Raw genomic sequence first — 11400 nt, 5'->3', positions numbered from 1 at the left:
CCGAATAGAATTTTTTGTGATAGTTCTATTCGGCTGAATCATTATTCATTAGATTTTATTTCCAAGTAACTATCTCATTGAGAGGTCTTCTTGATTTCGGATGCCCTGGTTCTTCTTTTCTATATCCAAAAGCAACCATATAGGATAGGCCATATTTTTCAGTGTCAATACCAAACTTATCGCGTAGTAAGGCTTCTGCTTTTTCATGATGAAACCCTTCAATAGGACAGCTGTCAATTCCGTTTAAGGCTGCAGCAGTCATCATGTTAGCCAAGGCAATATAAGTTTGTTTTGATGCCCAATCGAAAAGTTTTTTGTCAGTGTCTAAATCAAAATCACGCTCTTGAAATTCACGATAAAATTTAGAATACATTTCAATAACATCTTCAGGAAATTGCTTTACATCTTTCATTATGTTCATGATGTATTCAGAATCCCATTTAGTCATGGGTGCTTTCATGCTAAGCCCCAGAATGAAATGACTAGCAGTATCCAATTTTAAAGGTGCTCCCCATGCTACCGGTTTTAGTAATTCCCGTAATTCTTTATCTTGAACAACTACAAAATGCCAAGGTTCAAACCCAAAGGAACTGGGTGATAGATTTGCGGTTTCAAGGATAAAATTAATGGTGTCATCAGATAGCTTTTTACTCGCATCAAATTCTTTTGTCGCGTGTCTATAATTAAACGCATTGATGATGTCTTTTTGTGCAATATTCGGAGTATTCATTTTGTTATTTTTAAACTATATTTTTTATAGTTGCAAACTTAAGTATAGTATTTTATATTTGCAATAACGGTCAAAAATGATAGTTTAAATATTAACGGAGAATTATGCATAAATTTAAAGGTAAAGAATATCCCTGTTGTACGAGTTTAACCATGGGTATTATTGGCGGGAAATGGAAGACAGTTATTTTGTACCATCTTATGGAAGGGACATTAAGATATAATGAATTAAGGAAGGAAATACCATCTGTTACCGAACGAACGCTGAGTTTACAATTAAAAAATTTAGAAACCGATGGTGTTATTAAACGAAAAGTATATACCTCTAAACCGCCCTTGAAAGTTGAATACTCCTTAACTGAATTTGGAAAAACGTTGATTCCATTGATAAAATCGATAGCAGATTGGGGAGATTATGCTGTTAAAAATCATTAAAAATAGTAGTGAGTTTTATAGCTTAAACTATTCAATAATTTACTAGAATAAATGTAAAACCCGAAGTTATTGTTATTGAGAATGTATTATTTTATCTTACATTTACATTCCCTTTTATAATTACAATTTGATATCACCAACAACCATAGACCAAGTATTTGAAACCGCCAGAGTGGAGGAGGTTATAGGTGATTTTGTAAATCTAAAAAAGGCCGGAAGTAACTTTAAAGGATTAAGTCCTTTTAGTGATGAACGTTCGCCTAGTTTCATGGTATCTCCCGTAAAACAAATATGGAAAGATTTTTCAAGCGGTAAAGGTGGGAATGTTGTGGCTTTTTTAATGGAGCACGAGCATTTTACTTATCCAGAGGCGATAAAATACCTAGCTAAAAAGTATAATATTGAAGTTGAAGAAACCGTGCAGTCTGATGCACAAAAAGAGAAAGCAAATGAGCGCGAGAGTTTATACTTGGTAAGTGAGTTTGCTAATAAGTATTTTCAAAATATTTTACATAAAACCGATCAAGGAAAATCTATAGGTTTAAGCTATTTTAAAGAAAGAGGTTTTACCGAAGAAACGATAAAGAAATTTGACTTGGGTTACGCGCTTAATGAGTGGCAAGCCTTTACAGATGAAGCTTTAAAAAAGGGCTATAACATAGATTTTTTGTCTAAAACAGGTCTTACTATTGTAAAAGAACAGAAACGATTTGATCGTTTCAAAGGAAGAGTCATGTTTCCGATTAAAAGCATGAGTGGACGTGTACTTGGTTTTGGTGGACGAATTCTTATTACAGATAAGAAAGCTGCTAAATATGTGAACTCTCCAGAAAGCGATATTTACCATAAAAGTAAAGTTCTATATGGTATTTATAATGCTAAGCAAAGTATTGCTAAAGAAGACAATTGTTATTTAGTTGAAGGTTATACAGATGTAATTCAGTTTCATCAAACAGGTATAAAGAATGTAGTATCTTCTTCTGGAACTGCATTGACTTCGGAGCAAATAAGATTAATAAACAGACTTACAAAAAACATTACTGTGCTTTTCGATGGTGATGCTGCAGGAATGAGAGCATCCTTACGCGGGATTGATTTAATTTTGGAGCAGGGTATGAATGTTAAAGTTTGTACGTTTCCAGAAGGTGAAGACCCCGATAGTTTTGCAAAGCAAAATACATTAGAAGAACTCTCATTGTATCTTGATGAGAATGCTAGGGATTTTATTCAGTTTAAAGCATCCGTTTTGTCCGAGGATTCGAAAAATGATCCCATAAAAAAAGCAGAGACCATTAGAGATATTGTAAATAGTATTTCGAAAATTCCAGATCGTATTAAAACTGAAATTTATATCCAAGAGTGTGCTCGAATAATGGATATTAGCGAAGAAGTGCTTTTTACCACTTTAGCTCAGATTAATAAAAAGGAATCTCAAGAGGATAATAAACAATTTAAAAAAAATCAAAAAGTTTTTGAGGTTATTAAGCATCAACAACCAGTTAAGAAGATTGATGTTCAATACGTTTTAGAACGCAAAATAATAGAAGTCTTATTACTCTATGGTAATAAGGTTGAAGATTTTGAAGATTTAGTTTTAAAAGAAAATGATGTAGGAGAACTTGTTTTAGAACCCGTTATTCAACAAGCAAAGGTTTTTGAGAAAATATTTTTAGATCTTCAAGATGATGAAATGGAGTTTACAAACGAGAAGTTTAAGACCCTCTATTATACACTTATTGATACACTAAACCAGAACTCTGACTTCGAATTAAAAAACTTTGTAAATTCTGTAAACCAAAATATGGCTAACGAAATTACAAATATCTTAATGGAAGATGAGCGTTATGCCTTAGATAATTGGGAGCGCATGAATATTTTCCCTAAGGGGAAAAATCAAACTGTCGCGCAATTGGTGAGTGAAACTATTTTAAGTCTTCGTTGCTTTTTAATAGACCAAAAAGTTAAGGAGTTTCAACAAGAGACCATGCAATCAAAGAACGAATCAAATAGAAATATTCTCGAGGAAGTAAAAGATTACTCGAGTTTAAAAATGCTGCTTTCCAGAAAACTGAGCCGAGTATTATAACTCGGCTGTTCTAAGTTTTGCTTGATTAACTAAATCAACTAGATTTGTCACTTTCAGCTTTCGCATTAAGCGAGCTTTATAAGTACTAACGGTTTTTTCGTTAATATCTAACTCTTTAGAAATTTCCTTGTTTTTTCTTCCAATCGTTAAAAGTTTTAAAACTTCAGCTTCTCTAGTAGATAATTTTTTGTAAAATCTACCAGATCTGTTAGACTTTGTTCCAAAAGCCAATTGTTGTGTTATTTCGTTACTTAAATAAATACCACCTTCACTTACCTTCATAATGGCTTCGCTAATGGTAATAATGTTAACAGTTTTAGAAACATAACCAGAAGCACCAGCTTTTATCGCATTAACGGCATAAACCTCTTCTGGTTCTCCGCTAAAAATGATGGTTTTAATGTCTGGATAATCTGTTTTTAAATGTCTTAAAACCGTAAGCCCGTTTAAATTAGGAAAATTAACTTCGGTTAAAATAATATCTACTGGATTGCTTTTTATAAAATCCAAAATGGCTTGGCCATCATCAACACTTCCCACTATTTCAACGTTGGAAGAGGCCGAAAATAAGAGCTCGAGCCCTTTTCTAATAATTGGGTGATTGTCTGCTATTAATAATTTTATCATATTGTTTAAGCTTTTTAATCTTATTCATTTGAGAGGCTGACTAAGATTGAGAGAATTGCAAGCTAAATGGTAAATATAGGGAAATTATGATAATATAGCAATAATTACTTGAGATTGTTAGGGATTTCACAAATAGGAATAGGAACCATTTTGTGCTTGTTACTTGTGTTAAATCGTTTATAAATTTTGAACACATCTTTTTCACGCCCATGGAAGTCACTCTCAGTTTTTCCCTTATCGTCCATAGCCATTGCCCACTCAAGTTCTGGGTAGGAGGCACCTATTTGATCTTCATCTGTTCTATCATCTCCCCAGAGTCCATCGGTTGGAGGCGCATCAATTATTTCTTTATTTATATTTAAATATTTTGCTATGGAATATACTTCAGTTTTTAGTAAATCGGCAATTGGGCTAACGTCAACACCTCCATCACCATATTTTGTATAAAAACCAATACCAAAATCCTCCACTTTATTTCCAGTACCAGCAACAAGCAGTTTATCCAATGCTGCAAAATAGTAAAGAGAAGTCATTCTTAAACGTGCTCTAGTATTGGCTAAAGACATAAATCGGTCTTCTTCATTTTCTACATTTGGTAATGCGTCAATTAAACAATCAAATACAGGTGTTAGATTTACTTCTGTCATCGTTACAGCATTAAACTTAGTTTGCAGCCATTTTATGTGATTCATAGCTCTACTTACTTGTGATTCTGCTTGATGAATAGGCATTTCTAAACATAGTAAAGGGAAACCCGTCATAGCACAAAGAGTTGATGTTACTGCGGAATCAATACCACCTGAAACACCAATAACGAATCCTTTCATTCCTGCATCTTTAACATAGTCTTTAAGCCATTTAACAATGTGGTCTACTACTTTTTCTGTTTGCATATTAACGGTATTTTTAATCTAAGAATAGTACATTTGCAAACAAAAATAAACCATACACTTAATTAATAAAAATTTATGCGTATTAAGTTTTTTATGAGGTATTTAAATGTTCTTCCCTTAATGCTATTACTGTTTTTTTCTTGTAAAGAAGAGCGTAGATTAGAGCAGGAAATTGCCAATATTAATACCGATATTTCCATTGAGCGATTCGATAAATTTTTTGCAAGTGCAACTGCAGATGATTTACCGAAGCTAAAGCGAGCATATCCTTTTATGTTTTCTGCAAAGTATGGTGATTCTTTTTGGATTGATAAAATGAAGGATACTTTGCAAATCCAATTGTTAAGGGAAGTAGACAAAAAGTTTAATAATTTAGACGATGTTGAAGGAGAAATAGAGTCACTTTTTAATCACCTTAAATATTATTTTCCAGAGTTTATTCCTCCTCGCATTATTACAACTACCTCGATGGTAGATTATAGGAATAAAGTAATAGTAACAGATACCATTGCATTAATTTCTCTTGACACGTATTTGGGTAGTGACCACGAATTTTATGATGGTATTCAAAAGTATATTGTTGCGAACTTAAGAAAGGAACAAGTAGTTGTTGATTTGGCAACAGAATATGCTGCAAAATATATTTATCAACCAAAAAAGAAAACCCTTCTTGATGAAATGATATTTTTTGGAAAGCAACTTTATTTCAAGGATGTCGTAATTCCGTTTGTTGAAGAAGAAGAGCGTATTGGTTATAACAAAGAACAGTTTGATTGGGCTCGAGCTAACGAAAGTTATATATGGCGTTATTTTGTTGAACGGGAATTATTGTTTAGCACAGACTCAAAATTACCAGGAAGATTTATAAATCCAGCACCATTTTCTAAATTTTATTTAGAAGAAATTGATAGTGAATCGCCAGGGCAACTAGGACAATACATCGGCTGGCAAATAGTAAGAGCATACATGGAACAGAACGATGTGTCGCTTAAAGAAATGCTTATAAAAAGCGCTGAAGAAATATTTAATAACTCAAAGTTTAAACCACGAAAATAATGTCAAACAATATAAAATCTAAAATAGAATTGAACGTTGAGCTTGATGCGAATCGCATACCAGAAAAGTTGCGATGGACGGCTGAGGATGGAGGAATTAGTGATGAAGAAGCTAAGGCAATGATGTTAGCTGTTTGGGATGCTAAGGCTAAAGAAACGTTACGTATCGACTTGTGGACAAAGGATATGCCTGTTGATGAAATGAAACAATTTTTTCATCAAACCTTGGTAGCAATGAGTGATACATTCAATCGGGCAACTCAAGATGAAAAAATGACTGCCACTATGAAAGATTTTTGTGATTATTTTGCTGAGAAATTAGAGTTGAAAAAGTAATTTATAAACTACTTTTTTTGGCATTGTTAATTTCTTTTTGAAGGTGGTCTAAATATAGAATTCCGTTTAGATGATCTATCTCATGTTGAAATACAACAGCAGTAAAACCCTTAACCTTTTCCGCTGCAAGCTCCCCATCAATAGTGTGATATTCAATAGAAATTTCTTGTGATCGACTATTAAGGGTTTCACTTCTATCTGGAATAGATAAACAGCCTTCTATTACCGTTTGTGTTTGAGTAGAATATTTAACAATCTTAGGGTTCAAGTATACCTCAAAAGGTAAATTTTCTTTGTCAAAACGCTGTACCCAAATAATATTTTTTAAAACGCCAACTTGCGGTGCTGCGATACCAACCCCCATAGACATGCTATCTCTTACCGTTGCGTAAAGACGCTTTACAAAATTCCTAAGAACGATATTGCCTGGTTCAGGTTTAATGTAAGTACTTTTAGTTCTTAATAGTAGTGAATCACTTTTATTAGTAATCTTAAACACACGCAATGGTGTTAAGCTGTCAGCATCCATGATTAGTTTTTTTTCTTCAGAAGAAAAAAAATCATTTTTTAAGTGTTTCGAGCCAGAACAATTTAAAATTAATAAAACAAGAATTAGTGTAAAGTATGTGCTTTTCATATATGTATTACAAACGAGCGTTTTTCAAAATATAGACTACCAAATAATCTAAGGTCACCATTCATTAATCCGGTTGGAGTCTAATTTAATAAATATAAATAGTAAAATAGTAAATGCCCAAAGTCCAGAACCACCATAACTAAACATAGGTAACGGAATACCAATGGTAGGTATTAAACCCATAACCATTCCTATATTTATCAAGAAATGCATAAATATTATGGAAGCAACACCATAACCATAGACACGACTAAATTGCGATTTTTGTAATTCTGCTAAATGTAAGACACGAATAATAAGTAATACAAATACAATAACGACCATAGAACTACCAAGGAATCCCCATTCTTCTCCCACGGTGCTGAAAATATAATCTGTATGTTGTTCTGGCACAAATTTTCCAGTGGTTCTAGTGCCTTCTAAAAAACCCCTTCCTGTAAAGCCCCCCGAGCTTATGGCCTTTTCGGATTCATTAAGATTATAAGCAAATGTTTTTTTCATCTGCTCTAATTTTACTGGGTCTTTTTCCAAACGCAACCATAGACTTATGCGTTCTTGCTGATGTGGTTGCAAGATACTCTGATAGAAAAATTTAATACCCACCGATAATCCGACACAAACAAATAGCATAAAAAGAGATTGTAAAATTGGTGGTTTCTTTTTACTCAAAAAATGATATGCTACTATTAGAATAACTGTAAGTATGGAAGTGATTGTAGCTCCAAATTTTAATGAAAACACTGATAGTAGTGTGGCTAATACTGCTAAATTCAAATATATTTTAGGAAGCCCTTCCCTATACAACACAAAAAAGAATGCTCCATAAACAACTGTGCTACCTGTATCATTTTGCAAGAGCACCAATATAGCAGGAATGGCTATAATTATAAACGTTTGAATTTGATCTTTTAACCGCTTAATATCGCTGTTTAAGTCGCTCACATATTTTGCTACGGCCAAAGCTGTGGCTGCCTTTGCAAATTCACTGGGTTGTAGTGTCATGCCGCCAATGGCATACCATGAGGTGGCACCATTTACATTTTTCCCAAATAAGAACAAGCCAACCAAAGATAGCATGGAAACGATATAAATAATACTTGAGAAGCGTTCGTAAAACTTTGCTTCAATGGACAGAATAATAACAATTAAACCAAGCGTAAGGAGGATGAATATTAATTGCTTACTGTAGGGCTGCGAGAAATTAAAATAATCAATGGTCTCACCGGTGTTAGATGCCGATAAAATATTTAACCACCCGAAGCCAACCAATAAAAAAAATAGGATAATGGTAATCCAGTCGAACTTAAAATATTTATTAGTTTCTCTAACCATTAACCTTTACTTTACTAATTTTCTTCAATTGTTTTTTAAGTCGAATATATTCTGCCTCATCAACTGCTTGTATGGTTGTCTCACCATTTATTTTAAAAGGTTGCCCTGACTGCGGTTTAGCATACTCATCCTCTAAACTATGTCTTAAAATCCATTCTTCAAGATCTGTTCTGGAAATATGCCCCTTTATATATTTTTCAATAATTAAACTAGCAATTTTACCCGCGAATCTACTTCCCCAATAACCGTTTTCAACAAAAACAGCAAGTGCAATTTTTGGATTGTCCTTTGGTGCGAAAGCTACAAATATGGAGTGGTCAGTAAGTTGCGTTTTTACACCATCAATTTTTGCAAAATTTTCGGCCGTTCCAGTTTTACCGCAAATATCGATGTCTTTAACACGAAGCATTGAAGCGGTTCCCTTATTATAAACATCAAACATACCTTGTACTATAGGCTCAAAATAACGATTGTCAATTGTCGTTTGTTTTGGTGTCGTATAATTTTCATTAATTGTTTCTCCTTCTATGTGTTTTATAATATGGGGGGTGTAAAAAAAGCCTCTATTACTTATCGCAGCTACCATGTTCGCTAATTGAATTGGAGTCGCTTCAACCTCACCTTGTCCAATGGCGTTAGATATGTTATAAGTTGCTGCCCATCGGTTTTTGCCATACCATTTATCATAAAAAGCGCCATCTGGAATGCGTCCTTTGTTACCTATTTTTAAGTCATAGCCTAAATAGTTTCCTAACCCAAAACTCTTTACATGATTACTCCATGCATTCATTCCATCATAAGGTTTGTCATACTTTTCAATAATGCGTCTGTAAACATTGGCAAAGTAGGCGTTACACGATTGTGCAATACCATCAGTCATACTTAACGGACTTTTATGGTGGTGGCAACCTGTTAGTCTTCTACTTCCTAAATAATAACCCATTCTACAACTAAACCTATCTTGTGTGGTTACAACTTCCTCTTGTAAACCAATTAGGGCGTTCAAAACTTTAAACGGCGAACCTGGAGGGTATTGAGCTTTTAGACTTCTATCAAATAATGGTTTAGCAATGGTGTCATTATATAGCTTTGTGAAGTTTCTTGAACGTTCTCTACCTACCAAAATGTTAGGATTATAAGAAGGGGCAGATACCATAGTAAGTATTTCACCGCTACTCGGTTCAATAGCGATTATACCGCCTCGTTTGTTTTGCATAAGAAGCTCTCCGTAGGCTTGGAGTGTGGCATCAATAGTTATAGTGATATCCTTACCTTGCTCTGGGATGGTATCGAACTTTCCTTCCTTATAAGGACCAATATTTCGGTTAAATCTATCTTTTTGAATAAACTTAATGCCTTTAACGCCACGCAAGGTATTTTCATAGGAAGCTTCAACACCTTGCTTACCAATAAGGTCGCCCATTCTGTAATAAGGGTCTTTATTTATTATAGCGTTATTAACTTCTCCAATATCACCTAAAACATTGGCTCCAATTGAGGTTTCATAGTTTCTTAAAGACCGCTTTTGAATATAAAACCCTTCATATTTTCTCATTTTTTCCTGTAGAACAGCATAATCTTCTTTGGATAAATGCGAAACAAAAACTGATGGTAGTCTAGGTGAATATCGATAACACTTATTATAGGTTTTAATAAACTTTTCCTTATCTATTTTTAGTAAGGCACAAAACTCAATTGTATCTAAAGGTTCAACTTCTCGCGGGATTACCATAACATCATAAGATGGCTGATTTGCTACAAGTAGTTCCCCATTTCTATCGTATACAAAACCCCGTTTTGGATAATCGTAAACCTTTCTTATGGCATTATCCTCATATAAGTTGTGCGTGCTAGATGTATATACTTGCAGATAAAATAATCGCGCAATAAATACAAGTCCAGCAACAATTACCGATAAGAATAAGAGAAATTTTCTCATTTGCTTTCTCGACTAAAAATAATAGTGATTAATACACAAAGTATGATTGTAAATATACTAGAGAATAACGTTTTTTGAAAGACTAAAAGTATTCGAGAAATGCTAAATATTTCTAAAGAAAATAATATTAAATGATGAAGCGCAGTCATCAAAACAATATAAGTGAATTTCGATCCAAATTCTACAGCATTGAATTTCATTGTTTGATGCTCATATTGCATGCCAAAAGAGAATTTTAAAATTACTGGTCTTGCATAAGCAATGCATAAGGAAGATGCTGCATTAATACCTCCTGAATCTAAAAACATATCAATCGTTAAACCTATTAAAAAACTCAAGAAAATGAATAACATTCTATTATTTTTTAAAGGATATAAAATGACAAATAAAATATAAATATACGGGTTAATATACCCGAGAAAATTAATGTGATTACAAATTAAAACCTGTGCTAAAACAAGTACAATAAACCGCATTATATTTATTGAAATAACATTATTCATTCGATAAATTTGTTATTTCAGGTTTATCTCGATTTTCTATAATGTAAACGTGTTCAATATTTGTCATATCATTAAACAATTTCACATTTATTTCATAATAGTTTTCGGCAGTATCTAGTTGAAAATCTTCTACAGCTCCAATCAATATCCCTTTTGGAAAGATAGATGAACGACCAGATGTAATGATCGTGTCTCCTTTTTTTAAATTGGTTCCTGCTATTTTTGGAATATCTATTAACTGTACCAATTCTGGTGAATTTGAGTCCCATTTTAGAGTTCCAAAATGGTTTGTCTTTTTAAGTTGTGCACTAATTTGGCTTGTCGTGTTAAGTACAGAAATTACAGTCGCATAATTGTCACTAGTTTTATCGATAATACCAATAATTCCCTTTGAGCTAACCACGCCAAAATCTTGTTTAATGCTGTCGTTTCTTCCCTTGTTAAGGGTTAATAAGTTATCAGATAGTGAGTAGCTACTTTTTATAATGTTGGCAGTAGTAAACTTATATAGGCTACCATATTTTGAACTATCAAGGTAAACAGAATCTGCTGCTTTTTCTGAATCATACAAAAGTGTTCTTAGTTTTTTGTTTTCTTCAGCTAACAGTTGATTTTGCGATTTTAAATTAAAATATGAGCTTATATTATTTATTGAATTATATATACCACCCGTTAAAAAATTAGCAGAGTTTATAAACTTACTTTTATGATAGGAATGTGATTGAATGGTGAATAATATCGATAAAGAAAACAGCAACAAGAACAACAAAAAGGTTTTGTTTCTTATTATAAAGTTTATAATCTGTTGCATGAATTAGACCTATTTAC

General features: G+C 33.1%; 12 protein-coding genes. 4 read left to right on the top strand and 8 right to left on the bottom strand.

What is annotated here, in order from left to right:
• Positions 1–55: 55 nt before the first annotated feature.
• Positions 56–730 (bottom strand): NAD(P)H-dependent oxidoreductase, encoded by a 675-nt coding sequence (locus FEF17_RS02640; protein WP_139000812.1) that lies wholly within the window; start codon positions 728–730, stop codon positions 56–58.
• Between the two features lie 104 nt (positions 731–834).
• Here FEF17_RS02640 and FEF17_RS02635 point away from each other — a divergent pair, with 104 nt between their 5' ends.
• Both FEF17_RS02635 and dnaG read left to right on the top strand, forming a co-directional pair.
• A complete protein-coding gene (locus FEF17_RS02635; RefSeq protein WP_139000810.1) occupies positions 835–1164 on the top strand; it encodes a winged helix-turn-helix transcriptional regulator in 330 nt (109 codons plus the stop codon).
• Positions 1165–1291: 127 nt separating this feature from the next.
• Positions 1292–3250, top strand: a complete 1959-nt coding sequence (gene dnaG / locus FEF17_RS02630; protein ID WP_139000809.1) for a DNA primase — start codon at positions 1292–1294, stop codon at positions 3248–3250.
• Here the strand turns inward: dnaG and FEF17_RS02625 are convergent.
• Together FEF17_RS02625 and nadE are read right to left on the bottom strand one after the other, a co-directional pair.
• Complete coding sequence (locus FEF17_RS02625; RefSeq protein ID WP_139000808.1) at positions 3245–3877, bottom strand: response regulator; 633 nt, start codon at positions 3875–3877, stop codon at positions 3245–3247. The genes dnaG and FEF17_RS02625 overlap by 6 nt on opposite strands.
• Positions 3878–3981: 104 nt before the next feature.
• Positions 3982–4770: an NAD(+) synthase gene (gene nadE / locus FEF17_RS02620; protein ID WP_139000807.1), complete on the bottom strand. Its 789-nt coding sequence runs from the start codon at positions 4768–4770 to the stop codon at positions 3982–3984.
• Positions 4771–4863: 93 nt separating this feature from the next.
• On the opposite strand from nadE, the gene gldB reads away from it, so the two are divergent.
• Both gldB and gldC read left to right on the top strand, forming a co-directional pair.
• Positions 4864–5826 (top strand): gliding motility lipoprotein GldB, encoded by a 963-nt coding sequence (gene gldB, locus FEF17_RS02615; protein WP_139000806.1) that lies wholly within the window; start codon positions 4864–4866, stop codon positions 5824–5826.
• Positions 5826–6161 (top strand): gliding motility protein GldC, encoded by a 336-nt coding sequence (gldC, locus tag FEF17_RS02610; protein WP_139000803.1) that lies wholly within the window; start codon positions 5826–5828, stop codon positions 6159–6161. The genes gldB and gldC overlap by 1 nt, the downstream gene beginning before the upstream one ends.
• Position 6162: 1 nt before the next feature.
• Here the strand turns inward: gldC and def are convergent, their stop codons facing one another.
• The 5 genes from def to mreC form a co-directional block, all read right to left on the bottom strand.
• Entirely contained in the window at positions 6163–6690 is a 528-nt protein-coding gene (gene def, locus FEF17_RS02605) for a peptide deformylase (RefSeq protein ID WP_246046773.1), read from the bottom strand.
• 162 nt (positions 6691–6852) lie between these two features.
• Complete coding sequence (gene rodA / locus FEF17_RS02600; RefSeq protein ID WP_139000800.1) at positions 6853–8130, bottom strand: rod shape-determining protein RodA; 1278 nt, start codon at positions 8128–8130, stop codon at positions 6853–6855.
• On the bottom strand, positions 8123–10069 hold the full coding sequence (locus FEF17_RS02595; RefSeq protein WP_139000799.1) for a peptidoglycan D,D-transpeptidase FtsI family protein: 1947 nt from the start codon (positions 10067–10069) through the stop codon (positions 8123–8125). The genes rodA and FEF17_RS02595 overlap by 8 nt, the downstream gene beginning before the upstream one ends.
• The gene (locus FEF17_RS02590) at positions 10066–10422 is read right to left on the bottom strand and encodes a rod shape-determining protein MreD (protein WP_344736436.1); all 357 of its coding nucleotides are present in this window, start codon (positions 10420–10422) and stop codon (positions 10066–10068) included. Before FEF17_RS02590 ends, FEF17_RS02595 begins: the two co-directional genes overlap by 4 nt.
• A 142-nt stretch (positions 10423–10564) precedes the next feature.
• Complete coding sequence (gene mreC, locus FEF17_RS02585; RefSeq protein WP_139000797.1) at positions 10565–11383, bottom strand: rod shape-determining protein MreC; 819 nt, start codon at positions 11381–11383, stop codon at positions 10565–10567.
• Positions 11384–11400 lie beyond the last annotated feature (17 nt).

It is taken from the genome of Hyunsoonleella aestuarii, from assembly GCF_006148925.1.
Taxonomy (GTDB): domain Bacteria; phylum Bacteroidota; class Bacteroidia; order Flavobacteriales; family Flavobacteriaceae; genus Algibacter_D; species Algibacter_D aestuarii.
The sequence above is the reverse complement of the archived record's forward strand: the minus strand, read 5'-3'. Positions and strand labels throughout refer to the sequence as shown.

Bases quoted from the DNA above. Each gene is read 5' to 3' on its own strand.
- FEF17_RS02640 (WP_139000812.1), bottom strand. From the start codon at position 730: ATGAATACTCCGAATATTGCACAAAAAGACATCATCAATGCGTTTAAT.
- FEF17_RS02635 (WP_139000810.1), top strand. From the start codon at position 835: ATGCATAAATTTAAAGGTAAAGAATATCCCTGTTGTACGAGTTTAACC.
- FEF17_RS02625 (WP_139000808.1), bottom strand. From the start codon at position 3,877: ATGATAAAATTATTAATAGCAGACAATCACCCAATTATTAGAAAAGGG.
- nadE (WP_139000807.1), bottom strand. From the start codon at position 4,770: ATGCAAACAGAAAAAGTAGTAGACCACATTGTTAAATGGCTTAAAGAC.
- gldB (WP_139000806.1), top strand. From the start codon at position 4,864: ATGAGGTATTTAAATGTTCTTCCCTTAATGCTATTACTGTTTTTTTCT.
- gldC (WP_139000803.1), top strand. From the start codon at position 5,826: ATGTCAAACAATATAAAATCTAAAATAGAATTGAACGTTGAGCTTGAT.
- def (WP_246046773.1), bottom strand. From the start codon at position 6,690: ATGGATGCTGACAGCTTAACACCATTGCGTGTGTTTAAGATTACTAAT.
- rodA (WP_139000800.1), bottom strand. From the start codon at position 8,130: ATGGTTAGAGAAACTAATAAATATTTTAAGTTCGACTGGATTACCATT.
- FEF17_RS02595 (WP_139000799.1), bottom strand. From the start codon at position 10,069: ATGAGAAAATTTCTCTTATTCTTATCGGTAATTGTTGCTGGACTTGTA.
- FEF17_RS02590 (WP_344736436.1), bottom strand. From the start codon at position 10,422: ATGTTATTCATTTTCTTGAGTTTTTTAATAGGTTTAACGATTGATATG.
- mreC (WP_139000797.1), bottom strand. From the start codon at position 11,383: ATGCAACAGATTATAAACTTTATAATAAGAAACAAAACCTTTTTGTTG.